This window comes from Nostoc sp. DedQUE12b (assembly GCF_034530835.1).
Lineage (GTDB): Bacteria > Cyanobacteriota > Cyanobacteriia > Cyanobacteriales > Nostocaceae > Nostoc.
Window position 1 is genome coordinate 55084 of the sequence record NZ_JAVRCI010000017.1, and the last position, 23931, is coordinate 79014.

Annotated in this window: 24 protein-coding genes; 16 read left to right on the forward strand and 8 right to left on the reverse strand. The window is 40.7% G+C overall.

Features of this window, described 5'->3' with window-relative positions:
• Positions 1 to 416 precede the first annotated feature (416 nt).
• The 12 genes from RMY16_RS11465 to RMY16_RS11520 all read left to right on the forward strand — a co-directional run bounded on the left by RMY16_RS11465 (position 417) and on the right by RMY16_RS11520 (position 13173).
• Positions 417 to 1607, forward strand: a complete 1191-nt coding sequence (locus RMY16_RS11465; protein ID WP_322736459.1) for a choice-of-anchor tandem repeat GloVer-containing protein — start codon at positions 417 to 419, stop codon at positions 1605 to 1607.
• 859 nt (positions 1608 to 2466) lie between these two features.
• Positions 2467 to 3087 (forward strand): hypothetical protein, encoded by a 621-nt coding sequence (locus tag RMY16_RS11470; RefSeq protein WP_322736460.1) that lies wholly within the window; start codon positions 2467 to 2469, stop codon positions 3085 to 3087.
• A 14-nt stretch (positions 3088 to 3101) separates the two neighbouring features.
• On the forward strand, positions 3102 to 3473 hold the full coding sequence (locus RMY16_RS11475; RefSeq protein WP_322667990.1) for a hypothetical protein: 372 nt from the start codon (positions 3102 to 3104) through the stop codon (positions 3471 to 3473).
• On the forward strand, positions 3427 to 6174 hold the full coding sequence (locus RMY16_RS11480; protein ID WP_322736461.1) for a hypothetical protein: 2748 nt from the start codon (positions 3427 to 3429) through the stop codon (positions 6172 to 6174). Before RMY16_RS11475 ends, RMY16_RS11480 begins: the two co-directional genes overlap by 47 nt.
• 224 nt (positions 6175 to 6398) lie before the next feature.
• Entirely contained in the window at positions 6399 to 7232 is an 834-nt protein-coding gene (locus RMY16_RS11485; RefSeq protein ID WP_322736462.1) for a hypothetical protein, read from the forward strand.
• A gap of 100 nt (positions 7233 to 7332) precedes the next feature.
• A complete protein-coding gene (locus RMY16_RS11490) occupies positions 7333 to 8382 on the forward strand; it encodes a hypothetical protein (RefSeq protein WP_322736463.1) in 1050 nt (349 codons plus the stop codon).
• 108 nt (positions 8383 to 8490) lie between these two features.
• Complete coding sequence (locus RMY16_RS11495; RefSeq protein WP_322736464.1) at positions 8491 to 9312, forward strand: hypothetical protein; 822 nt, start codon at positions 8491 to 8493, stop codon at positions 9310 to 9312.
• 46 nt (positions 9313 to 9358) lie between these two features.
• Complete coding sequence (locus tag RMY16_RS11500; RefSeq protein WP_322736465.1) at positions 9359 to 10051, forward strand: hypothetical protein; 693 nt, start codon at positions 9359 to 9361, stop codon at positions 10049 to 10051.
• A gap of 8 nt (positions 10052 to 10059) precedes the next feature.
• Positions 10060 to 11652, forward strand: a complete 1593-nt coding sequence (locus RMY16_RS11505) for a TrbI/VirB10 family protein (protein ID WP_322736466.1) — start codon at positions 10060 to 10062, stop codon at positions 11650 to 11652.
• A gap of 37 nt (positions 11653 to 11689) precedes the next feature.
• The gene (locus tag RMY16_RS11510) at positions 11690 to 12262 is read left to right on the forward strand and encodes a hypothetical protein (RefSeq protein WP_322736467.1); all 573 of its coding nucleotides are present in this window, start codon (positions 11690 to 11692) and stop codon (positions 12260 to 12262) included.
• A 350-nt stretch (positions 12263 to 12612) separates the two neighbouring features.
• Positions 12613 to 12852, forward strand: a complete 240-nt coding sequence (locus RMY16_RS11515) for a hypothetical protein (protein ID WP_194043059.1) — start codon at positions 12613 to 12615, stop codon at positions 12850 to 12852.
• A 63-nt stretch (positions 12853 to 12915) separates the two neighbouring features.
• Entirely contained in the window at positions 12916 to 13173 is a 258-nt protein-coding gene (locus tag RMY16_RS11520) for a hypothetical protein (protein ID WP_322736469.1), read from the forward strand.
• A gap of 45 nt (positions 13174 to 13218) precedes the next feature.
• On the opposite strand, the gene plsY is transcribed toward RMY16_RS11520, so the two are convergent.
• From plsY to RMY16_RS11540, 4 genes are all read right to left on the reverse strand, one after another.
• Entirely contained in the window at positions 13219 to 13902 is a 684-nt protein-coding gene (gene plsY, locus RMY16_RS11525) for a glycerol-3-phosphate 1-O-acyltransferase PlsY (protein ID WP_322736470.1), read from the reverse strand.
• A 98-nt stretch (positions 13903 to 14000) separates the two neighbouring features.
• Positions 14001 to 15278 (reverse strand): DUF3086 domain-containing protein, encoded by a 1278-nt coding sequence (locus RMY16_RS11530; RefSeq protein WP_322736490.1) that lies wholly within the window; start codon positions 15276 to 15278, stop codon positions 14001 to 14003.
• A 140-nt stretch (positions 15279 to 15418) separates the two neighbouring features.
• Complete coding sequence (locus RMY16_RS11535; RefSeq protein WP_322671307.1) at positions 15419 to 15805, reverse strand: DUF3119 family protein; 387 nt, start codon at positions 15803 to 15805, stop codon at positions 15419 to 15421.
• Positions 15806 to 15931: 126 nt separating this feature from the next.
• Positions 15932 to 16726: an MlaE family lipid ABC transporter permease subunit gene (locus RMY16_RS11540; protein WP_322667978.1), complete on the reverse strand. Its 795-nt coding sequence runs from the start codon at positions 16724 to 16726 to the stop codon at positions 15932 to 15934.
• A gap of 475 nt (positions 16727 to 17201) precedes the next feature.
• Between RMY16_RS11540 and RMY16_RS11545 the strand changes: the two genes are divergently transcribed.
• From RMY16_RS11545 to aroH, 3 genes are all read left to right on the forward strand, one after another.
• Positions 17202 to 17498, forward strand: a complete 297-nt coding sequence (locus RMY16_RS11545; protein WP_322736471.1) for a hypothetical protein — start codon at positions 17202 to 17204, stop codon at positions 17496 to 17498.
• Between the two features lie 543 nt (positions 17499 to 18041).
• On the forward strand, positions 18042 to 18863 hold the full coding sequence (sppA, locus tag RMY16_RS11550) for a signal peptide peptidase SppA (protein ID WP_322667976.1): 822 nt from the start codon (positions 18042 to 18044) through the stop codon (positions 18861 to 18863).
• 103 nt (positions 18864 to 18966) lie between these two features.
• Positions 18967 to 19380 carry a chorismate mutase gene (gene aroH / locus RMY16_RS11555; protein WP_322667975.1) on the forward strand — a complete coding sequence of 138 codons (414 nt, stop codon included), beginning with the start codon at positions 18967 to 18969 and terminating at the stop codon, positions 19378 to 19380.
• 147 nt (positions 19381 to 19527) lie between these two features.
• Here aroH and RMY16_RS11560 read toward each other — a convergent pair whose 3' ends face one another.
• On the reverse strand, positions 19528 to 19794 hold the full coding sequence (locus RMY16_RS11560) for a PIN domain-containing protein (RefSeq protein WP_322736473.1): 267 nt from the start codon (positions 19792 to 19794) through the stop codon (positions 19528 to 19530).
• Positions 19795 to 19820: 26 nt separating this feature from the next.
• Here RMY16_RS11560 and RMY16_RS11565 point away from each other — a divergent pair, with 26 nt between their 5' ends.
• Entirely contained in the window at positions 19821 to 20108 is a 288-nt protein-coding gene (locus tag RMY16_RS11565) for a DUF4926 domain-containing protein (protein WP_322736474.1), read from the forward strand.
• An 8-nt stretch (positions 20109 to 20116) separates the two neighbouring features.
• Here RMY16_RS11565 and RMY16_RS11570 read toward each other — a convergent pair whose 3' ends face one another.
• The 3 genes from RMY16_RS11570 to RMY16_RS11580 form a co-directional block, all read right to left on the reverse strand.
• Positions 20117 to 20530: a type II toxin-antitoxin system VapC family toxin gene (locus RMY16_RS11570; protein ID WP_322736475.1), complete on the reverse strand. Its 414-nt coding sequence runs from the start codon at positions 20528 to 20530 to the stop codon at positions 20117 to 20119.
• Positions 20517 to 20777 (reverse strand): DUF2281 domain-containing protein, encoded by a 261-nt coding sequence (locus tag RMY16_RS11575; RefSeq protein ID WP_322736476.1) that lies wholly within the window; start codon positions 20775 to 20777, stop codon positions 20517 to 20519. The genes RMY16_RS11570 and RMY16_RS11575 overlap by 14 nt, the downstream gene beginning before the upstream one ends.
• A gap of 674 nt (positions 20778 to 21451) precedes the next feature.
• Positions 21452 to 23665: a phosphoketolase gene (locus RMY16_RS11580; protein ID WP_322736477.1), complete on the reverse strand. Its 2214-nt coding sequence runs from the start codon at positions 23663 to 23665 to the stop codon at positions 21452 to 21454.
• Between the last annotated feature and the right edge of the window lie 266 nt (positions 23666 to 23931).

Consider the following 23931-nt stretch of genomic DNA (forward strand, 5'->3'; position numbering starts at 1 on the left):
GACTTTCTGAGTCCTTTTCAAATAGGGCTATACCAACCAATATTTCCGGCATTTTCTCACTGGTGTTTAAGTTAACAACTTATACCAGTCTTAGATAAAACTGCGCTCAACACATAAGTTAAAGCGTAGTAATATCTCGTAGGTTAAGGAGTAAAAACTAACACATATAAGATGTTGGAATCTTGGATTGCGTCCTTCAAACGCCACTTGCTTCTCCCTTGGAGTCAAAGGAGGGTCTGGCGTAGCTTGCTTAAACGCAGAAAAGCTGGAAAACCCTTATACATCTGTGGTTTTCAAGCCGAGATGTGTAGTAGCAATCACTTTTTAGATTGGTATTAGCCATGAGTAACAGCGATCGCAAAACCCGTTAGAACGAGCTACGATTCCGTCTCTACTAAACTTTTTTGAGGTATTCAATGAACAAGATTAATCTGTACAAACAACACCAGACCAAAAATCAGGTATTGATTTTTACTTCTTTGACTGTTTTGGCTTCTTCATTATTACTACCCTTCCAACAAGCCTTTGCTGCAACATTGACTACTGTTGTAAATTTCAACGGCACCAACGGAGCTAGGCCAGAAGCTGGTGTACTTAAAGGTAACGGTACTGACAACAATCTTTATGGAACTACTTCTGCTGGTGGCACTTCTGGCAAAGGAACTGCATTCAAGTTAACTCCTACTGCTTACACTACTCTGACCACACTGATAAACTTCACTGGAACCTCTGGAACCAACAAAGGGACTAATCCAGTTGCTAGATTATTCCAAGCAGCCGATGGCAATTTATATGGGGCAACCTTTGTAGGTGGTACAAGTGACCTCGGTAGTGTGTTTAAGTTGGCAAAAACAGCTTTTACAACCCTGACAACTCTTGCAAATTTCACAGGTACTAATGGGGCTAACCCAGCAGGCCGACTGATTACAGGTACTGATGGCAATTTGTGGGGGACAAGCTCTACAGGTGGGGCCAATAATAAAGGAACTATATTCAAGGTTTCGCCTACTACCGGGGCACTCACCACCGTCGCAACCTTTAGCGGTACTAATGGAGCAAATCCATTAGCAAGATTGCAACTGGCTAGTGATGGAAACTACTATGGCACTACCTCTACCGGGGGAGCAAGTGGTAACGGAGTTGTGTACAAGTTAACTCCCGCAGGAGTACTGACTCCATATAGCTTTAGTGGTGCTAATGGGGCAAATTCGCAGTCTGCATTAATTGAATCTAGCGGATTCCTCTACGGCACTTCTAAACTGGGTGGAGCCAACAATAAAGGAGCTGTATTCAGGGTTCCACTCGGTGGCGGTACACCCGTTTTAGTTGCTAGTTTTAATGGCACTAATGGGGCCAATCCAACGGCTGCACTCATCAAAGCAAGCAATGGTAACTTCTATGGCACAGCTTCTGCTGGTGGGGCAAATAACAAAGGAGTTATCTATCAGCTGACTGGGGCAACCATCACCGGCTTAATTAGTTTCAATGGCACTAATGGGGCAACGCCAGAGTCCACGCTAATTCAACTCTCGAATGGTGATTTTTACGGTACTGCCTCTTTTGGCGGTACTTCTAATCTAGGAACTGTGTTTAAGTTTGTAATCTAGTTCCAAATCTAATCGGCGTGTAGAAAATGGTAAAACGTACATTTGAACGTTTACCATTTTTCTACAATCGATCTAAACTTTTCAAGACAGGTTATTTGAATTTCGGTGACTCAATAAGCTAACGCCCCTACATATTGCACTATTTTCCGTGTAGACCGTAATTAGTCATTAGACCTCTTGCAAAAATATATTTTTGCACTCTTAGGGAAAAGGGAAAAGGTTAAAGGGAAAGGATTTTGAGTTTTTTACCCTTTTCCCCTGCCCCTTATCCCCAGAGGGGGCCCCACCTTCCCCTTTACCCCAACAAATGCCAAGAAGTCTATTAGTCATTTGTGTTTACCAATTGGACTTTGGACAAATGACTTAGGACAACCTCACCAGTTGATGTGCAATCTTATTTGCGTAACAGCTTACTGTTTCATATCATGTTCGCTCTGAAGAAGCCTAAAGAGCCAAAACTATGCTTGGTCTGCCCTAAGAGCAAGTCTACGGTCTACATACAAGTCTGAAATATTTATAGTAGCTCGCTCAGATACTTGTGAGGTAAAAAAAGTCAAGGCTTTGAAGTTGGTTGCTTGAGGCTATCTGTATGAGAAGATTGATACAATTCTCAAAGTCGAGAGGACTATACCAGTTCAATCTCGATATTTGCAATCCAGCTTCTTAAATCAGAGAAATTTGGTTTTAGATAAATCTTAATATCATGTTAACTTAACTTTAGAATACTGATGTAGAATATAGAACTTTACTACAGGTTTATAATTTAATTAATAATGAATGATGTTAAAGCATGTTGAATTAGATTGGCTGTAAAATTCTATACAATAATTAGTTATAGTACACATAGGAAAATTAGCAAATGTTTAGACAAAGTTCTCACAAGAGAAACTTTTTCAAAGCTTTAATTGGTAGTGCGGCGAAAGAATCTCACAAGGTAAGACAGGCATTTAAATCCTGTCTGACCATTCTGCTTGAATCTGTACCTTTTTTGATTGCTTGTGCTGTATTGGTTAGCGTTATCAGCCTCAAAAGTCCTATACTGGTGTTTTGTTTACTTGTTGGTAGTTTAATTGCAGTCATCACCCAGCAAATTGGCCAGCAAGTGAATTTACCAAGGCGATCGCTAATATTATTACAAATTTTAGCAGCAGCGATCGTTCTGAGTTTATATTGGTTAGACTGGTTTGCAGCCCCTGCACAAGCTCAATTTTTTGGGAAAGCTGAAGACTTTTTCAAAAACAGCTTCCGTGGTTCAGCAACCACTGGTGGTGATAGCAACACAGCAATAAGTTTGATATTTAATGTGTTGCGGGCAATTTACTTACTCTATATTGCAATCTCCCTAGTTGGTGTGATTAACGCAGTGCGTAAAGATGAAGATTGGCAAAGTATCGCCAGAACTCCCCTATTAGTGGTTGTTGCTGTTACCGTTGCTGATGTACTTACAGGCTTTGTAATTGGCCCTAGCCCTAATAGATAATTTAGATATTTCAAATGTCTCAAGAGCGGGAACAAGAATTTCGTCCAGTCAATCAAGTTCTGGGAAGCCAACCTTCACTAGGGCCAATTCCTGCCGATCAAATTCTTCCTTGGACGGTAATTGCCTTAGCCTCCTATTTTATTATCAATGGAATTTTTGGGGGGATTTTCCAAGAAGAATTTCAAAAATGGTTGTGGACAATACTAATGACTGGTTGGGGAATCGGAACTTGGTGGATTTTAACTGGTGGTAGGAGTTGGAGTTTTTTAAGCAAATTTATTGGCGTTCCCGCTTGGACAAGAGGCTTTGCTCGTTATCAAAGCTTATTGGAAGTTAACCATGAAGCAAAAAATCGGAAAACAAAGCGTCGGCATCGCCGGAAATGAAAGTAGATTAACACCATTTGAAGATGCCTTGCACTTGGCGACAATGCTGCGCGTTGCAATGAATGGACGTGATATTGGCGCTTACCTGTTGACAAAAGGTACTCAAAAAGATCGGTTCTGCTTTGTTTTTGGTTTTGATTGTAAGGGAATTCATACCACCTTAAGACCTGAACAAATTGATACACTTTTTAATAACATTGAAGCCGGATTAAAAGATATTCCTAGCGGTGAAAGGATGACGCTACACTTGGGTTCTTTTAGTTCAGACAAAGAACGCCAAAAAGAGTTAGCAACATTAATCAGAAATGCATCATCGCGAGATATCAAATATTTATTGATGGCGGAGAGAGCCAGAATTAAAGAATTAACTATTTCTGGGATTCGTAAACCTAAATTTTTACGGATTTATGTGACTTACACCATTGAATCTAACTCGCAACATGCAGATGATTGGATAGAAAAGCTTCTAGTCAAAGCTGAATCCTGGTGGTTGAAATTTAAAGGCGATCTTTTAGAAGTAGAAAATCAACGTATTGAAACCCTGATTACAAATGCTTACAATCAGGGCTTTCTCCGCTGGGAACAAATCTTATCTAACAAAATGGGATTGGATGTCAAACCTTTGACTGCTGATGAACTGTGGGGGGAAATCTGGAAAAGGTTTAATGATACGCAGCCAATAGCTATTCCCCAGTTAATGACTTTAGATGAAGAAGGATTACACGAACAAGTCAATTCAGATTTAGCGAGTACTAAATTACTTCTAGACAATATCCACGGCACAACTTTGCTGATGGAATCTAGTGTACCTTGTGCCGATCGCCGCTGGGTTAATGTTAATAATCGTTATATTGGCGCATTGTCATTTCTCGAAAAACCCGGTGGTTGGACTAATAAATCGGCTCAACTGCGCTATTTATGGGAACTGTTGGCCAGAGAAACAGTAGTAGATACAGAAATTTTTTGTGAGTTGACTGCTGCAAATCCAGCATTGGTAAAAACTACTCTGCAACGAGTGCTGAAGCAGTCAAACATGACAACAATCATGGCTCAAGAAAAAAGTAAAACGATTGATGTCAACGCTCAATTAAAGTTGAAGAAGTCGGTAGCAGCACAAGAGCAGTTATTTGAAGGTGCAGTTCCGATTTATACGAGTGTTGCTATATTAGTGCATCGTCCAACTTTAGAAAAATTAGATGAGGCGACAAGATATATTGAAAACTGTTTTCAACGTCCAGCCAGAGTAATTAGGGAAAGTGAATATGCCTGGAAAATTTGGCTGCAAACTCTACCAATAGTTTGGGAGGGTTTATTGGCAACACCTTTCAACCGTCGCCAACTATATTTAACCAGTGAAGTTCCGGGATTAATGCCTCTAGTTTTAAGTAAAAAAGGTGACAAACAAGGCTTTGAGTTGATTGCTGAAGAAGGTGGAACACCCATACATTTAGATTTATTTAATCAGCACAAAAACTTAGCTTTGTTTGCGACAACTCGTGCTGGGAAATCGGTGTTGGTGTCAGGGATTTTAACTCAGGCTTTAGCGCATGGGATTCCAGTTGTGGCCTTAGATTTCCCTAAACCTGATGGGACATCTACTTTCACTGACTACACAGAGTTTATGGAGAGGAATGGAGCCTATTTTGATATTTCCAAACAATCGAATAACTTATTTGAACAGCCAGATTTACGATCGCTAGAAGCAGAACAACAGCGCGATCGCTTTAACGATTATACTGCCTTCCTGGAATCAGCGTTAATGACAATGGTTTTAGGATCGTCGACTGAAAGTCAAATTTTATCGCAAACCGTGCGATCGCTGCTCAACTTGGCTCTAGAAGCCTTTTTTAGAGATGAGGGCATCAAAGAGCGATATCGACAGGCGATGGAGGGCGGATTTGGCACTCTTGCTTGGCAGAAAACCCCCACTTTAAAAGATTTTCTTTTCTTCTGCTCACCAGAACACTTACAGCTAAGTTCTTTAACAGGCAGAGTCGAAGACGCTCTCAGTCAAATTCAGTTACGCTTACGCTTTTGGCTTTCTAGCCGCGTGGGACAAGCCATTTCTGCACCATCCAGCTTTCCTACCGATGCACAACTTTTAGTTTTTGCTCTGAGAAACTTATCAGATAGTGAAGATGCAGCCGTACTCTCATTGAGTGCTTATTCAGCCGCACTCCGACGCGCATTAGGTAGTCCAGCTTCCATATTCTTTATCGACGAAGCACCAATTTTGTTTGAGTTCGAGCAAATTTCTGATTTAGTTGGTAGAATTTGTGCGAACGGCGCTAAAGCCGGTATCAGAGTCATCTTATCAGGACAAGATCCTGACACCATTGCTAAATCTAAAGCTGCATCAAAAATATTGCAAAACCTGACAACACGATTGATTGGACGCATTCAGCCAGTTGCAGTGGATAGTTTTGCAGATATCTTGAAATATCCCCGCCAAGTTATTTCTCGTAATGCCTCAGAAAGCTTTTTTCCCCGGAAAGAAGGCGTTTATAGCCAATGGTTATTAGATGATAACGGTATTTATACATTCTGCCGTTACTATCCAGGTTACGAACAATTGGCAGCAGTTGCTAATAACCCTTATGAACAAACTGCACGTAGCCAAATGATGCAAGTTCACAGTGATAAATATGAAGCAATTTCTGCGTTTGCACGTCAATTAGTGGCCACTCTGCGTAGTAGTTAATACTAAGTAAAAGAAGTTTGGATTTTAGATATAGCGTAACATTAGTGATTTACCGATGTCTTTTAGATTTACTGCACCCACTCTTGGGTTGCAGCTTAGGGATTTGAGAATAGCGTCAAGGTTTTAACCGAAAAACTAATTCTATTATCCAAAATCAGCACGGCTCAAAAGCTAAATTGTGATCTCACTATATAATGTAGTTTACCTTTTTCAGGCACAGATATATGCGAAAAACTACCATTTTTACTTTTACCTTGCTATCATCCCTGGCAATACTACCAGCAGTAGCACAAGTTCAGACGAGCGGATTAGGTCAGGTTTGGAGTGACTTTCAATCCTATTCCAAAGATATGCAAGATTACTTTCAATATAATAATTTGAAGGATACCTTAAACCCTTTAGAAGAAGGTCAGAGTCGAATTGCTATTGAGAATGCCAAGGGAGATTTGAAGATACCTAACCCCGTTGCTGCGGGACAAAAAATTCGTGATGATTCAATTAACTATTCTTATAATTCAGATGCTAAATCCAGTCGTTTTGAAAATAATGCAGCAGTGCGGGGAAATTTAGTTAGTAATGAACTCAATCGTATAATTACCCGTGGAGTAGCGGTAGGTGTTCTCGGTAAAAATGGACAAATTCGGACAAAAACGAAGTTAGAAAATACTGAGAAAAGTCTGGAAGATATTGAGACATTAGCCCAGGCAACAGAGGGTACTAATGAGACATTTCTTACTCAAATTAAGACCAGTATTGATGCAGTTAGAACACCTGATCCAGCTGCAAATGCTATTTCAGGCTTGGCGCAATTGCTAGGTGCTAGTCAAGTGCAAATGATGAGAATTCAACAGGAACAAATAAAAATTGTAGCTGAAACATTTGGTCAGACATTACAAAATAATCAGGCTTTGCAATACTCTAACTTAAACTTAGCAAACATTTCTCAGCAAGCGGAAGAGGCGAATCGCGCTCGCCGAGTAGAAACATCTACAGAAGCGTCGCGACTTTTACGAGCGACTTCTCAACTAGATTTGTTTGGCAGAAACGTTAATAAGTAGGATTTTCATAAAACAACTCTAAACTTCTAGACAACTTTTAAAATACTTTAACTTCTGACAAACCAACAGGAAATCTAAAAAAACAGCCCATAAACTTAAAATGCAAGTTGCTATTAAACTAATATTTGCCCAAGTAGGCATCGATCAGATTCTCGATACTGGTGCCGCAACTTCCCAAAGTATTGCCGAAGGTTGGGACAAACAATGGCTGGATTTATTACAAAATAACACCAGTAATAACTTGTATGGAGCGCTGACAAATCTGGGTATTTTTTTTGCTGTAGGAACGTTGTTATTTTTTATGATACAATTCCTCAAAGACTTAATATCCTACGAATACACACGTCCCATATCAGCTTTAATTTGGCCTTTTATTGTGGTCGTACTCTTAAGTAATTCAGGCAATGGAAGTATACTGTCTAATCTGACGCTGGGACTGCGGAATTTTTTAAACACTGTGAATCAGCAAGTAGTGGTATCAGCAGATGCAGATAAAATGTATCAGCAAGCATTGAATATGAGTGTTGCTGAGGAAGTAGCTGGTTCTTTTCTACGTCCTTGTCAATCTCTTACTGGCGAACAACAAAGTCAATGTTTTGTGAAAGCTTCTGAAAAAGTTAACGTTCTCTGGCAGAAATATAGAGATACTTATGGAAATAAAAGCTGGATAAATAGACTACAAACTAAGGTAGATAATATCAGATATGGCACTGGCATTGTATCAGAAACCTCTTTTAATTCTCTGTTAGGTTCTACAGTCCAAACAAGCATCAAAAACTTTTTAGTTTCCTTACAATATGCCTTCCAGAATTTGATAGAAGCTACGATGTTGTTAATAGCAGCTTTAGGGCCAATAGCAGTAGGTGGATCTTTACTACCTGTAGCTGGCAAACCCATTTTTGCATGGCTGACTGGATTTTTATCTATTGGAATCGCCAAAATTTCATTCAATATTATTGCTGTGCTGACTGCCGCAGTGATTGTCAATGGGCCAGGACAAAATGCTAATGTAGATCCAGATTTAATGTGGTTCATAATTTTTCTGGGGATTTTAGCACCAATTTTATCTTTACTTGTGGCTGCTGCTGGTGGTTTTGCAGTCTTCAGCGCAATCAGCAGTACGGCTTCTTTAGTAAAGGAGAGGATATAGAAAATTAAAAATTAAAAATGAATAATATTGTTGCAAGGGTTGTAAATAGTAAGTATATGCAAAACATCATATATAATAGCTGAAGTTTTTGCAGCAGGAGGTGAGAAAATGGTGCGTTTACTAGAAAGAAGACAAAGAACAGGAAGTGTTTTGACGTTTTTTGCGATCGCAACTTTCAGTTTACATATATTAGTTTTATTTTTATTCTTATTACAAGGGCTAAATATTCGCCAACTCAGTTTGAGAAAACCTCCTAACTTTGTGCAATTAATCAATGGTAAACCAGTAGCTAATATTGATGATTTAGCAAGAGAACCAGAAGCAATTCGCCAATTTATCAGCAAAACGATGATATCAATGTTTAGCTGGTCTGGAACCTTACCACCACAAAACATTGAAGAAATCGCAAGCCCCAAACCAGATTTAGGAATACTGATTAACACACCTCAAGGTGGTAGCCAAAAAATTAGTACCAGCACTTGGGTAGCTAGTTTTGCCTTATCAGAAGACTTTCGTAAAGGTTTCTTAAGCACAGTTGCAGAAATGACACCGCCAGAAGTTTTCTCGGAAAATCCCAACCAAGCGATGACTTCACAACTAGTAATTAAGAGAGTTTATCCGCCAAAACAAATTGCACTAGGGAAGTGGCAAGTGGGTATGGTAGCCGACTTAGTTCAAAAAAATCGAGTTGGTGGTGCAAAACTTATAACTCCTTTTAATAAAGATTTCCTTGTACGTGCATCAGATTATTTCGCTAATCCCCAAGCCGACAATAGCACCGACTTGCAAAAAGCAATTTATAGTGTCCGCACTGATAGACTAGAAATTTATGAAATTCGTAACTTATGTTTGCTAGATGACTACAACTTGAACCCAGATAAATCAAAACAATGCGAAACTGGACAAACATCTGATAGTTTTATCAGATAATCACTTTTTTATGTGAAGATAATTAAATTTATACGATTAATTATTAATGCAATTACTCAAGCCAGAAAATAAAAAAAATAGCCCCTTACCGTTGTTAGCAGTAGGAACCTTTGGGTTACATCTATTTACCTTGCTGTTACTAATATTTCATGGGTCTATGTTACAACAGTTAGGTCGACAACTCACTCCTCAAAGTTTAGTGCAACTTGTTGATGGTCATGCTATAACGGTAGACCCCCAACCCAATTTAGAGCGGCAACCAGAGACGATTCGGCGCTTTGTGGGTGAAACTATGAGTTTAATGCTTACCTGGTCACAACAACAGCCACCAACACAAGTCTGGGAAATTACCTCCCAACTGGTAGCTGATGATTTTAAAGAAAAACTTAAGGCAGAAATTACTAATTTAAATCCAGATAGCCAATTTGAAAATGTTAATAGAGGAGCGGAGAATGTCTTAGTAATCCAAAAAGTTTCTCAACCGAAAGAAATAAGTAATGGCAAGTGGAAAGTAGAGATACTTGCCAATCAATTAATTTTTAACAGTTATGATAAATTAGGAAAATCAGTTTCCTTTAATAAACAAATTTTAGTTAGAGCAATAGATCAACCTGTAACTTCACTACCAAATGCAGCATTACCATCGCAGTTTGCAGCTTATCGCCTTGGAGAATCCAGATTAGAAATTTATAATATATGTGAAATTAAAGATAATAATTGTTCTGGAAATCCAAACTAGGCTCTACCATGACCCGATACTCAATTCCTGCCCAAACGCCTCCCCAAAATGGATTTACTTTAACTACCGACGATCACCAACCAGAAGTAGAATCTGTAGATTGGGAATCGCGGATGTCAAGGTTGGTCGGCTTTGAAGAAGAATTTTCTTCTAGTGATACCCAAGGATTGGAAGACTCTGCAACGCTGTCAGAGCCGCTTTCTCAACCGCAAGAAGTTCAGACTAAGCAAGCACTCTCATCTAATCCCTTTGCAAAGTTAGGCTTGGTAGGGGCTGCTACCTTAGCGATTGTTTTGGTAGGTGGTGTGTTTTTGTCTCAGTTGATGAGTGGCAGCAATCAAAAGCCAAAAACTATTGTTTCTCCACCAGTGCAAGAGCAGCCTACTGATGAATCTATCTCTCAACAGATGGAAGCCCAAGTAGATACTCTCAAAACGAAATTAGCCCTGACTGAACAAGCACAGATGGTGAAAGCTGCCCAACAACAGCTGAGAATTGCCAAATCAACGCCGACAGTAGCCTTACAACAACCGTCAGTTAGACAGAAAGTGATCCCAACACCCCCACCAACACCTTACGTCCCTCGGACAGTGACAGTTGAGCGCGTCATTAGAGTACCTGCTTCTCAACCTTCGCTATCGCCTCAGCTACCAGTTGTGAACCCCACTCAACCAGTAGTTAATGTAACTCCACCACCTCCACCAAGCCCATTTGCAGAGTGGGCAAGGTTAGCAAAGTTAGGTAGCTATGGTCAAGTCAATCCTAGCAATCAACCGACTAGTAACATAGCTACTTTGGAACCTGCAAACAATGCGCAGCCGCAGCAAGAGGAAACCCCACAACCGGACAATTCTGCGGTCAGTCAAGCCCAACCGCAGGGACAGAAATCTGTAGCAGTTGGGAGTAGTGCCAAAGCTGTGTTGGCGACAGCAATCTTTGGAGAAACTACTAATAGATCAGGCGGTGGTGGTGATGCAGAAGAAGCGAAAAACGTATTTGTGATCCGATTGAAAGAACCATTAAAATCTACCGATGGTGCGATCGCTCTACCCGCAAACACCGAATTCCTAGCTGAAATTGGTTCGCTTTCCGAACAAGGTCTTTTGCAGATGAACGTAGTCAAAGTTATCTCGCAAAATAATGGCAACCCCACAGAACGAAGCTTACCCAACAATGCAATTATTCTTCGCGGTACCGAAGGTAAACCTTTAATCGCAAATAAATATCCCGGTCAAAGTTCGTCTATAGCCTCGATGGATGCAGGACTATTTGTTTTGGGAGGTATTGCTAAAGCAGCAGAGTTAGTAAATCGTCCTGATACAAAACTCGTGCCATATTCCATAGAATCAAAATCTCCCAACACTAGCACCGAAGACCCTAACGATACCACCACCAACACCTCCACTGGACTTGTTAGTGAGACTGAGAATAAACGCGACCTTGCAGCCGGAATTCTAGAAGGTGGTATGAACACTGTAGTACCCCAAATTGCCCAACGCAATCAACAGGCGATCGCCCAAATGTCTCAACAAGGTGGTGTTTGGTTTTTGCCAGCAGGCACAAATATTGAAATATATGTTAATCAACCAACTCAATTTTAAGGGGTAGGATTTATACCAATTTTAGATATTTGCAACCATGAAAAAGAATATTAAATTGTCAGGAAATAGCCCAAAACGTTCTTGTTTCCTACCTGTAGCTTCCTTAATTTTCTCGGTTGCTATGTTCTGGTTGGTGGGTCGCGCTGTAGCTAATAACGCCGTTCTGCGTTCCATATTTTCCTGCCAAGCACAAGGTTTAGGGGGACTAGTACCTACGGTCGACGTTTGGTATCAACAAGGAACAAACTTAAGTTTTATTCCGGCTGGAGAAGTAATTAAAAAAGTTTGGTTAAATGATCCATCACAAGTAACTATGGATTTTGATGGGCCAGTATGTATGCAGTTTGGTCAAGAAGCTAATAGTAGTTCAGGAGATTGTAAAAACTCCGCAGCAAATGTAATTCAGCTCAGACGAATTCAAAAACTAGACATTCCTGGACTTCCTCCCACTAGCAATACACTTTTAACTGTTGTTACCGAAGCCCAAGGTAAAAACAAGTTGTATACTTTTAAAGTGATATATAAAACAGATGATCCTGAATATCACACCTTAGCAGTTTTTCCCGATCCTTCTGGACAGGAAGCAGCTTGTTCGAGAGTTTTACAATAAAGTTCTAGCAAAATTACCTGATAGCCACAGAAGTTTCCCCTCGAAAAAAAGCATTAATACCTACGTATATCTGCATTGTGGCCGATCAAAAGCCCTCCTATAATTGCCTCCTCCTAAAAAACGCTTAGGGAAGATTTAAGCCTTTGGGCAGTTTTATTTCTTTACATAGCACCGTTAAGCTGAAGTGTGGGCTAGTGTTGCAGTTCAATCAATTGAAAAACGCTATAAGTTAACAGATTTAAATGATTCAGGCATTTTTAGCCGACATCTTTATAAATCTTCAGACAAAAACTAACCACAAATTCCAAAATCGTGTAAATATAAAGAAAAGCTTAAGAGGTTACAGACTCATGGTGACAGCGAAAATGATGCAGCAGCTTTGGGCTGTAATCGAGTCTACCCAGGTCAACACCCTGCTCCAGTTTGACGATGCTGCTTTAGTACAATTGCTTCTCCAGCAGTTAAAAGCGAAGCAGGGGCTTGATTCCCAGGCAGATAGCACCCTCAATACTTATATAAAATCTAAACTGCCCCTAATTCGTGATACGGCTGAAGGTCGATTATCTTTAGGGCAAGGCGGCAATCATTAGTCCGAAAAATCAAATTATTGCTCGCTGCCAAGCATACGCTCAGAGTTCAAACAGTGGAATATTATGAATAACTGGCTAGTAATTGCCCTAGTAGCTTATCTAATTGGAGCAGCGATTGAAGGGGTGAGTACAGCCAGTCAGCTATCTCATTCAATGCCAGAACTAGCTAAAAACACACAAGCTCATCCTTCAGAGTCTGACACTCGGTCTAGTTCAAGTTGGCGAGTTCTGGCCGCCATCGCCTCAGTGACTATTTGTGGAGCTTTTTGGTGGCCTTGCCGCCTTTTCCACCGTTTGATTAAAGGCAATGTTCGTTCGTAAGCCTAAAATATCAATACAGTAATTCTGAAAGCAGCTCTCGCTTACCTATGATGCAGTTTGTTCGGGTTCTGTCGCTACAGGTTGCCCAATTTTTGGCTCCGTTCCCGCAAACAGTCGTTCAATATTAGTGCGATGGCGCAAAATTACATACAACCCACCGGCAATCCCAAACAGAATATAGGGTAAAGGTTGATGCAAAAGTACCATGAAAATGGAAACTGCGATCGCGCCTGCAATTGAACTTAAAGAGACAATCCGCGATATCGCCACAACGACGGCAAACACACCCGCTGTTGCTAAACCTACCTGCCAACTCATTGCTAACAAAATCCCCAAGCTGATAGCAACAGATTTACCACCAGTAAAGCCTAAAAAAATTGATTTACTATGTCCCAGGATGGCAGCTAACCCAGATATTGTTACGAACCACGGTTGCCACAGTTGTGCATCTACCGTTGGAGGGATATAATTTTTAATTGGTTCAAAGTTGAACAACCAATAAACTAGAGCGATCGCTAATACTCCCTTTAAGGAATCAAGTACTAAAACCAATGCTCCTGGCCCTTTGCCCAAGGTTCTTAGTACATTAGTTGCGCCAGTGGAACCGGAACCAACTGCCCGAATATCAATACCTTTTAACTGCTTCACAGCAATGTAGCCAGTGGGAAAAGAACCCAGCAGGTAAGCTATGACCACAATTGCTCCGCACAGAGTTAACCAAATAGCCATAATAAAATTCAAAATTCAAAATTCAAAATTCAAAAAAGTCAAGAGATATTACTCTTGACCAATGCCCAATGCCCAATGACTAATGACTAATGACTCATTTAAAAGTCATCATCATAGTTTCTCATCATTTTGGGGTCAGGGGCAAAGGCTAACCATAGGGGAAATTGCAACAGTGACAAACTGATTTGTTCTTCTGAATCGTCAATGATAATTAAAGGCAATTGATTGGCTTTCGTCAATCGGTCTGCTTTTTGGGCGAGAGCGTCAGATGCCTCAAATAATACCACACCCCGGTCTGGGCCGAAATCTGGGCGACCGATTCCTAGACAATCTTGCAAGCCGCGCCGCCATTCACCTAATCGCTCCGGTGTATTAGCTAAGACTAAAGTACGGACGCGATCGCCATACAGCTTGTGTAATATCGAAATTGCAGCTGAGGCAATCAAAATATTTTGTAATCGGCTACCCATTGTCCGCAAACCACCCCGTCCTCCTTGGGTAAAAAACCAGTTGGAGATTCGTTCAGCGTGGATTGGTTCAAAGGTACGCCGTAGTTGCCACGGTGGCCCGTAGTAATCTGGTTTATTACGGTATTGGTCAATGAGGCGGCGAATTTGCTTTGTCGTATCTTGAAACTGCTGTTGGGCAAATTGGGGTATTCCAGGTTGGGGTTCAGCTGGTTTAGCCTCTTTTACAGCTGGCCTTTCTCTTTCTACCACACTTGGCGTCAGTTGCAGCTGTTCAGCAGCAGAGGCCAAATCCTGTAAGCTACCCGTGAGATAGTCTTTAAAACCTTGCACCCGAATTGCCAAGTCTTGGGATGTACCAGCAAAAGTGGTTCGCATCTCATTGCGGATACGTTCTTGACGGCGTTCTAGTTGTTCTACAGAAATTTGCAGCGTTTGTTTGCGTTGTTCTAACTGCACCAGCGACTCTTGCACGAGTCGCCCTAGTGAGGTTTGAGTTTCACTCACCTGTGTCTGAAGCTTTTCGTAAGAAGCTTGCAGCTTGGCTATTTCTGACTTGAGAGCTACTTCAGTACTCTGCAACTCTGCTATCCGCTGCTCTGCTTCTACATATAATGAATAATTTCCTGATTCTATATCAGACCCCAGGGCGACATTTTCCGGTTCTAATTGCGCTACAAACTCGCCATTGGAATTTTCTGTTAGCTCTACTGTAGAATCTACCACTTCTGCACTGGAAATGAGTGGCTCAAAATTTGTGTAGTCCTCTGATGATGAGCTAATGGCTTTTGTGTCTACCACTGACTCAACTGATGGATTTACCGGATGTTCAACTGCATTGTTCTCTTCTGGTTTTTCTGTCAACCGCTCATCAATTGGTTCTGGGGTTTGAGATGCCTCTGGGTTCATAAACAATAGTGTAATTCCTATGACGCGAATAAATAGCTTTCAGAAATATTACAATTGACCTGCCATAAAAGTCCTGAGCATGAGTGCTGAGTTCTGTCTGAGTCTATATCAAAACGACTCAGAACAGATGGCACTCAGCACTAAATACGCGGACAACGTTGTTCTAAACAAGTTTTCAAGGTGTTGGGGTCAAATAAAATTGGCAAAAAGTGAATACTTTTAATTTCTTTAAAGTAAAACAAAATGGGGACTCTATTCCAAAAGATCCGCCAGTTTTGCCATTCTTGGTAGGGAAAGCGTCGAATCAATTTTTCGCCTCTGTAAATATCTAAGTCAGTAGCGGTAAATTGCAAACGCAGCGTTAACGCCTGAAACATGAGAAACAAACCAAACAGCGTGAGAACGGAGCCTACCCAAGGTTGTACCAACAATAGTGGAATCGCGGCAATCACTAACACTATCGGTATGTTGTAACTAGGCTTGAGTTCCACAGTTGATGTGGAGTTAGAAGCAAATGAACTGGTCACAGTCTTAAATCCTGCTTTGTTTATTAGGCATCTCTCCTATTTTAGGAGTCAGGAGTTAGAAGTTAGAGTTAAGAGTTAAGAGTGAGGAATTTTAACTCATAACTCATAACTCCTCACTTCTAACTTTTATAGCCCTATGAATGCACTGCCAGTCCCCTGAAACATTAACCAAGAAAGAAAGAAGTTGCTCACAAATATAATCAGCAAGGCAGTCACAACAGCTGTTGTAGTTGACTGTCCTACACCTTTGGCACCTCCTGTTGTCGTCAACCCCCAACTGCAACCAATTACAGCAATTAAAATGCCAAAACAACAAGCTTTAATCATGGCGCTAAAAATATCCCAGATGCCAAGAAAGTTACGGGCTGAGTCGAGAAATACCGTATCAGACAGGTTGTAGATATTTGTCGCAACTAAAAATCCTCCGAACATCCCTGTCACTAAAGACAGAAGGGTTAAAATTGGTAGCATGAAACAGCAAGCAAGAACGCGGGGGATAACCAGGTAATCAATTGGATCTGTTCTCAACATCAACATGGCATCGATTTGTTCTGAGACTCGCATGGTACCGATTTCTGCTGCAAAAGCAGAACCGACTCGCCCGGCCAAAATCACTGCTGTCAACACAGGAGTGAGTTCTCGTGTCAACGCTACAGAAAGGACTCCGCCGATAATGTTTCCTGCGCCAAAGTTGATAAATTCCCGCGCCACCTGAATGGTAAACACTGCGCCAACGAAAATAGCTGTCAATAGGGCAATAAATAAGGAATCTGGCCCAACTGCTGCCATTTGTTCTAAGGTGTTGCGCCGATGGATTTTGCCTCTCAATAGGTGAACTAGTACTTGCCCACCCAGAAAAATCGCCGCCAGCAGCCGCTGACTCCATTCCCCTAAACTGGATTTGGATGTAGTCTGGTTCAATGTTCTGTAGCTAACTCGGTAACTGCCTTAAGAATAGCGGAAGTCATGGGAATGGGGAATGGGGCATTAGGAGTGCTGAGTGCTGAGTTAGGAGTTAAGAGTTAGAAGTTAAGAGTTTTGTTTATCTCCTTGTCCCTTTGTCCCCTCATCTCCCTCATCTCCCCTGCTCCCCACTTCCTCAAGGAGGCTAAATATTAACTTAGATTAAAGGTGTTCTCAGAAAATGAAGCTATTCTTAAATGTGCTGCAAAGCAATAAATAAGTAGTACCTTGGTTATAATCTCCATTTTGCAAGGGTTTTGTAGATTTTCGCCGCTTTTTTATCCCCAGCATGGGCTGTAACTGCTAGCCTTTTATTTTAATGAAAACTTAAGATTTTTGACAGATTCGCTGCTCTGGAGCGATCGCCCGTATTGTAGAAAATGACAAACCGCTATTCAGCTTTTGTCTTCTCTACTCACGGAGTTTGTCTTAAATGACTATTTTTACTAACTTTCTCCGCTCCCTAGTACTTACAATCATTTTTAGTTTTATCGTTCCCATATTTTTTGTTGGCGGCGGATTGCTCCTTCTATCCCTCGTTGGTCACTTCCCTGGCTTACAAGACTTAACTGAGGCGATCGCTACTGAGATTATGCATTTTCTCGCCACCTTCGGCAGTGGAACTCCCCTACGCGGATTATTTGTAATTAGCTTAACCTGTAGTTTCGTTGGGGCGTTGTTTGATATGTTCGTGTATTATCGGTATCAAATCTTACGTATAGATTCTTGAGTAGTGAAATCGCTTCATCAGGAGATTATTGGGCTGTAGAAGACAGAAAAAAGTCATATTTCCCAGAGTGAAAGTACTACTAGTCTTAACCTAAATAGAGATTAGTGTTGCTGAATGAATTTGTATTAATTAAATTGAGTGTCGAAGTAATTGATTAAATATTTATATATTCTTTAGTTATTAGTTATTAATTACTGACAACTAGTAAACGTGTGCGACCTTAGTAAAATCAGTCCTCAAACATTCAAAAAGCCAGAATAACAAGGCATTGAGAGCTTTGAATTTTGCAAAATAGCTAAAATAGCCTTTCTAAATCATCAGGTTAACGCTAAACTAGAGTTTGGCATTTTGTGCTAGCCGTAATCTTTAAGGGTTTGATTAGCATTAATTGAGAATATCAAATAAAACTCACTGAAAAATATAAAAATTTCCTTAAAATTTTGATGAACACAATGCTTGCTCATGTTTCTTAACAGAGGAAAGCAGGTCGTCCGACCGTTGGGGATCTTATATTGAATTTATTACGAGGTATGTTGACAGCTCATGGTTTGGCCGTTTAAGCCCAAGTTTAGAAAACAAATTGCGCGGATTGAAATTACTGGTGCGATCGCCAGTGCTACTCGCAAACGCGTCCTAGAAGCGCTGAAAACTGTAGAAGAAAAAAAGTTTCCGGCTTTATTGCTACGTATCGATAGTCCTGGCGGTACAGTTGGAGATTCCCAAGAAATCTACAGTGCCCTAAAGCGTCTGCGCGAGAAAATCAAAATCGTCGCTAGCTTTGGCAATATTTCGGCTTCTGGAGGAGTCTACATCGGTATGGGAGCCGAACACATCATCGCTAACCCAGGTACGATTACGGGTAGTATTGGTGTGATTCTGCGTGGGAATAACTTGGAACGCTTGCTAGAAAAAGTTGGTGTTTCCTTCCAGGTAATTAAGTCTGGTCCTTATAAAGACATTTTGGCTTTTGATCGGCAACTGACCGAACCAGAAGAAAACATCTTGCAAGAGTTGATTGACACAAGTTATCAGCAGTTTGTCCAAACGGTAGCTGATGGTCGATCTTTAACGGTAGAAGCTGTAAAAAGTTTTGCCGATGGTCGGATTTTTACTGGACAGCAAGCCCTAGCCTTGGGTGTTGTAGACCGTCTGGGCACAGAAGAAGATGCCCGTCGCTGGACAGCAGAACTGGTTGGTCTCGATCCAGAAAAAACTCTCTGCTATACCCTAGAAGAACGTAAACCCTTATTGAGTCGCTTTATACCAGGAAGTCGTCAGTTTTCATCAGGAATTGGGGCTGGTATTGATTGGCTCGAATTTGAAATGTCTACTAGTGGTTTACCTCTGTGGTTATATCGACCCTAAATATGAGTTAGGAGTTATGAGTGAGGAGTTAGGAGTTAAAAATCCTAACTTTTCATTCTCAACTCTTAACTCCTCACTTTTGTGTTTTAAGGAGGATTTTGGCGTGGACTGGCAAATGCGGGCTATTCGCGGAGCAACAACCGCTTCAGAAAATACTGTTGAGACAATCCGAGAGGTAGTTACAGAACTACTAAATGAACTGGAAAACCGGAATCAATTCCAGCCAACGGATATCATTAGTGTGACTTTTTCTGTGACACGCGATTTGGATGCAGTTTTTCCAGCTGCGATCGCAAGAGTGCGTCCTGGTTGGGATAATGTGGCTATGTTGGATGTGCAGCAAATGCACGTTGAAGGCAGCTTACAGCGCTGCATTCGCTTTTTAATCCACGCTTATCTGCCAGCCTCCGCCTCAATTCATCATATCTATTTACGCAACGCCGCTAGCTTGCGTCCCGACTGGAGTTTGCCTCAGACTTTACAAGCATCACAGCAAGCAGTTAAGTCAAAAGTGTAAACTACTTAATATTTTTAAGGTGAAATCCAGTTTTCCAACTGTAAATTAGAAATGCGGCTGTAGTGACGAATATTGTGTGTTACTAAATGTAATTTTCTGCAACTGCAACACTAGCAATTAGTAAATCAAATTCACCAATAGTTTGTCCTATTCTACGGAGTTCTGCTTTAATTCACCATACTTTCTGAGAGCAGGAGCGGTTAAAGGTACAACGGGTAAGTTTTGAATAAAGTCTTCTGCACGAGTTAAGTTTTCTACTACTCGTCGAGAATTATAAGCACCGAAATACAACTCAGCAACGGTGATACTGCAAATACAAATTTGCTCCCATCCTATTTCTCTAACTTTATTACTGACTGAATTAATATCTTTCATCCAATAAATGCAAGTATCGGTATCAAGTAAATAATTCACAGACTAATGTCATTGTTAGAAATAGTATGACTATCATAAATATCTTTGACTATTTTTTCAGCATACCCACTGAAACGGAGAGAAGAATGATTCAAGAACTTGATTGGGTTATTCTGACTAGTAATATACCAGAATATAGTTTAGAAGAGGGTGATATAGGTACAGTTGTTTTAGTACATCAAGGTGGCAAAGGATATGAAGTTGAATTTGTCACATTGGATGGGGAAACTGTGGCAATTGTTTCACTCCACAGTATACAAGTACGTCCCGTTGGTAGAAGAGAAATTGCGCGATCGCGCCTGATAAATTTATAATTTATACTTCAAAATAGGAGATTTTCAAAAGGATAACTTTGCTTCCAGCGATAGGCATTAAAATCACGCTGATCTACTGAAAAAATGCGTCCATGCCCTAAATGTTCTGCTAAAATTACTAGAGAAGCATCAGCCAAATCCATTGGAAGATCAGCATATTTTTTTATTAATTCAATAATTCGAGCAGTATAGTGAGGTTCTAAATTAAAAATCGTAAATAATTCTTGTTGCAGACTATTTAGAAAAATAATTTCAGCGTCAATTCCCTTACGAGTTAGCAAAAGATAACAAGTTTCTGTGACAACAGACCATGTTGTAATTAAAGGGTCATTATATTGTTTTAAAGCTTGTTTTGCTCTTTCGTGGTGAGTGTCTTTTTTATCAATAAGAGCTAACCAAAATCCTGTATCAACGATGATCATATTTAGTTACCAATGTCTTAGATAAAACTTCTTTATAGGTTGTTGATAAATTTTCGTCAACAGAACAAGAACCAATTAATCCAATCTCATCAAACTTTTCGTAGAGACTTTTTTCCTGACTATGATTTTCTGATTCGGGTTGAGGATAACGCTTTTTGAGTAACTGAATAAAATCTAGTAGTAATATTTGAGCTTCTTCTGGTAAAGTATCAATATCTTTATATATTTCTTCAAATTTGATTACCATAATTAACTTCTAAAATTGAGGAAAGTTTTCTGTATGACCCTATTATAGACTACTTTCAAACTTGAGTTAGATGATGGGATCGCGCCTGATAAATTAATGTAAACAGTGCGATGTATACTTCCTAAATTTATCCTATTGAGTGCCTAACGATTAAAGTCGCAGCTAAAGGCATACAGCCAAATAATACTTTAAAGTTTAAAATATATTAGTTTATGCGAGACACTCGAGAAAATGAGCATTGAAGAAATTCTTATAGACAAGGTAAGAATATTACCTCCCGATAAGCAACAATAGGCGTTAGATTTTGTAGAATTTTTACTTGCGAAAATCCAAAAACAAGAATTATCTTCTCAAGATAAAAATTTAGGGGTTTCAGCTTTGACTCTGGCTCAAGAATATGTTGGTTGTGTGGAAGCAGCTTTTGCGACTCCAAAACCAGCTTTTGTCAAAGAATTTCAGCAAATCTACTCCTATTTTTCCTACTTGCTTAGTTCTCTTCAATAAAAAAACGCAAATATACGCATTCTGACGCAATTTCAGCGTTTATATACGTATAAATGCGATAAAAGTAGAAACAATTCCAGCTTTATTTAATGGGCGTTGCTGAATCTAGGGATGAATATCTTACGCAAAGGAAAATTCAATAAAATCATCCCGCATTTATGCAACATCATTTAATGCACTAACGCGATCGCACGTTTCGTTAACGCTTCAGCAGTCAATCCATTAAACGCCATCAACTCTCCAGCACTGGCTGTAGTTTCGCCACGTTTCCATGCAAAGGTGTCGCGCTTGGCTGTACTCCGTAACAGAATTGGTTCTAGCATCCCCGCAGCGCCACCTGTAACAGCAATTAGCGCATCGCCATCAAATAATTCGGCAAATTTGGCATCATCCAAGAAACCGCCTTCGGGTTCAGAACAGGTATCCCATGCAGTATCATGACTACGGTACAATTGCCGAGGATTGATCACAGAAACTATTTTCACGCCAATACCTTCAGTTTCTAAGAAAGCCGCAGCTTCAAATACTGGCATTAATGTCATATCGCCAATTACAGCAAATACAACTTGTTTATCACCAGCAATTTCATGTAATAACACTGCACCATCGCGTAACCCTTGACGAGTTTCTTCTAAAGTTGTGCGAATTGGTAACGGCGATTTACTTGCTGTAATTACAATTCCCTTATTCTTAGTTTTCAACGCCCAATCATAACAAGCTTGAATACTATTAGCATCAGGCGGAAATAATGGGAAAATATTTCCATTTCGCATCAAGGAAGCAAAGTAAGCTTCAATTTCTGGACGTTGGTGAGTCCAACCGTTGCGCCCTTGCTCTAATGCGCCTGCTGTGAATAAAGTAATAGTCGAGGGAGTTTGACGGCGTAATTCTGCCATTGATTGGGTTACAGTTTGCCAAATTGGTAATCCGTTGATGGCAAAAGATTCGTAAGAACACCACAAAGTTCTCGCGCCCATTAACGCTAAACCGGCAGCTAAACCGGCACAAGCATCTTCACTCAATGGTTCATAAACTTGTCCATTTGGTGCTTGATTATATAAGTCGTCGGTTGTCGGGTGGATAATCTTTAATGCTTGGTTGATGTTGGCAATTCCCGATGCTTCATTACCATCGGCGTTGGTGACGAGGAAATTCTGATCTTTATTTCCAACTATTCCTACCAATCGTCCCATCGCAGTTGTGGAAACTTTTGGTTCGCCACCAACTGCATATTCTTCTAAAGGTAATTCGCCTAATTCTGGTAATGGAAATTCAAATTCTGTCACCACAGTTTTTGCTGCTGGGCCACCACCGGCGCGTTCTGCATTTGTTCTAACTATTTGCCAAGCTTCCGCAGACAAAGCACGGGTTTGCAATGCACTAACAATATGGGGCGCATCCAGCGTATCTTTAGGATACAGGTTGTGAGATTTTGCACCCCGCGCGTGGACTCCTGCACCTTTGAGTTGTTTAATAATGAAGACGGTAAGTTTACCACCTAACGCCGATCGCGCTGCTTTATCTACACCCGAAAGTACTGCTTGCGTAAATTCTAGGCGTTTCTCAAAGGAAAAGGCGGTACTATCAACGTAATCCCCTGGTTGATTTTGATCGTCGAAATCTTTGGCATCCACTAATACGACTTCATCAAAACCGTTACCTTGCCAATATGCCTGCATCTCTGGGTTGGTTTTCAGGGAAACCATGCTGTGATGTTCTTGGCTGTAACCGTTCCACACCAACACCGGTAAAAAGTTGGTGACAGCAGGATAAGCTGTATGGAAGTGAGCGATCGCACTTACAATATAAGGCTCACCCAATCCACCATCACCCACTGTAAAGGGGAACAACTTATCTTTGTGCAACAGTGCAGCCGCCATTGCAAAGTGTTGTCCTTGTCCTAAAGGCCCCGCAGGTGCGAGAATACCGGGGATGTAACCAGAAAGGTGTCCTAAAAGTCCGTGCTTTTCTCGGAAGCGATCGCGCAATTCTTGGACTGTAAAAATTCCCATGTCCTCTAGCGAACGATCCAAGAACATGGCACTATAAAATCCAGGGGCATGGTGTCCCACTTCGGTAATAATGTTTTTGTATCCCAGCATGACAAGAGATGCGTAAGCTTCTGCTTGACTGGCAAATCCGCCGGGATGCCCAGAAGCTTTGCTACCAGTAACTTGTAAAGTCAGGTAGCGTAAGGCATCAGCAGCAAGTAAAGTTTGATATACAGCTGCTTTGTCTGTGGTCGATGCGATCGCTATTTTGCCCGACTCTATAGCAGGTGTTGCACCATAAGTTTCAAAATCTGGTAATGCTTCACCAAAATATTGAATCCCTTCAGAAAAATTGGGAAGCGCTGAAGATGCCTTTGCGGAAATTGCAGTCATGCTGAGTACCTTTTGACGATTAAATGAAACTGTCTGACTTTTCACGGTATCTGGGGAACCTCACTTCTATTTCTCTCTCCTAAAAGGAAAGAGACTTTGAATTTTCCCCCTTCTCGCGTCGGGAAGGGGGTTAGGGAGTTAGGTTTTTCGTGGGCTTTTCCAGATGACATGAAAATTCAGTTGAAACTGTAGATGCTCGTTGAATTTAACAAAAATTTTACATCTTCGAGGTTGTAACAGTTTATTGCTTTTTTGCAACGTTAGAA

What these genes read in the sequence shown, in the direction of transcription:
- RMY16_RS11465 (WP_322736459.1), top strand. Translation starts at nt 417, where the DNA reads ATGAACAAGATTAATCTGTACAAACAACACCAGACCAAAAATCAGGTA.
- RMY16_RS11470 (WP_322736460.1), top strand. Translation starts at nt 2,467, where the DNA reads ATGTTTAGACAAAGTTCTCACAAGAGAAACTTTTTCAAAGCTTTAATT.
- RMY16_RS11475 (WP_322667990.1), top strand. Translation starts at nt 3,102, where the DNA reads ATGTCTCAAGAGCGGGAACAAGAATTTCGTCCAGTCAATCAAGTTCTG.
- RMY16_RS11480 (WP_322736461.1), top strand. Translation starts at nt 3,427, where the DNA reads ATGAAGCAAAAAATCGGAAAACAAAGCGTCGGCATCGCCGGAAATGAA.
- RMY16_RS11485 (WP_322736462.1), top strand. Translation starts at nt 6,399, where the DNA reads ATGCGAAAAACTACCATTTTTACTTTTACCTTGCTATCATCCCTGGCA.
- RMY16_RS11490 (WP_322736463.1), top strand. Translation starts at nt 7,333, where the DNA reads ATGCAAGTTGCTATTAAACTAATATTTGCCCAAGTAGGCATCGATCAG.
- RMY16_RS11495 (WP_322736464.1), top strand. Translation starts at nt 8,491, where the DNA reads ATGGTGCGTTTACTAGAAAGAAGACAAAGAACAGGAAGTGTTTTGACG.
- RMY16_RS11500 (WP_322736465.1), top strand. Translation starts at nt 9,359, where the DNA reads ATGCAATTACTCAAGCCAGAAAATAAAAAAAATAGCCCCTTACCGTTG.
- RMY16_RS11505 (WP_322736466.1), top strand. Translation starts at nt 10,060, where the DNA reads ATGACCCGATACTCAATTCCTGCCCAAACGCCTCCCCAAAATGGATTT.
- RMY16_RS11510 (WP_322736467.1), top strand. Translation starts at nt 11,690, where the DNA reads ATGAAAAAGAATATTAAATTGTCAGGAAATAGCCCAAAACGTTCTTGT.
- RMY16_RS11515 (WP_194043059.1), top strand. Translation starts at nt 12,613, where the DNA reads ATGGTGACAGCGAAAATGATGCAGCAGCTTTGGGCTGTAATCGAGTCT.
- RMY16_RS11520 (WP_322736469.1), top strand. Translation starts at nt 12,916, where the DNA reads ATGAATAACTGGCTAGTAATTGCCCTAGTAGCTTATCTAATTGGAGCA.
- plsY (WP_322736470.1), bottom strand. Translation starts at nt 13,902, where the DNA reads ATGGCTATTTGGTTAACTCTGTGCGGAGCAATTGTGGTCATAGCTTAC.
- RMY16_RS11530 (WP_322736490.1), bottom strand. Translation starts at nt 15,278, where the DNA reads ATGAACCCAGAGGCATCTCAAACCCCAGAACCAATTGATGAGCGGTTG.
- RMY16_RS11545 (WP_322736471.1), top strand. Translation starts at nt 17,202, where the DNA reads ATGACTATTTTTACTAACTTTCTCCGCTCCCTAGTACTTACAATCATT.
- sppA (WP_322667976.1), top strand. Translation starts at nt 18,042, where the DNA reads ATGGTTTGGCCGTTTAAGCCCAAGTTTAGAAAACAAATTGCGCGGATT.
- RMY16_RS11565 (WP_322736474.1), top strand. Translation starts at nt 19,821, where the DNA reads ATGACTATCATAAATATCTTTGACTATTTTTTCAGCATACCCACTGAA.
- RMY16_RS11570 (WP_322736475.1), bottom strand. Translation starts at nt 20,530, where the DNA reads ATGATCATCGTTGATACAGGATTTTGGTTAGCTCTTATTGATAAAAAA.
- RMY16_RS11575 (WP_322736476.1), bottom strand. Translation starts at nt 20,777, where the DNA reads ATGGTAATCAAATTTGAAGAAATATATAAAGATATTGATACTTTACCA.
- RMY16_RS11580 (WP_322736477.1), bottom strand. Translation starts at nt 23,665, where the DNA reads ATGACTGCAATTTCCGCAAAGGCATCTTCAGCGCTTCCCAATTTTTCT.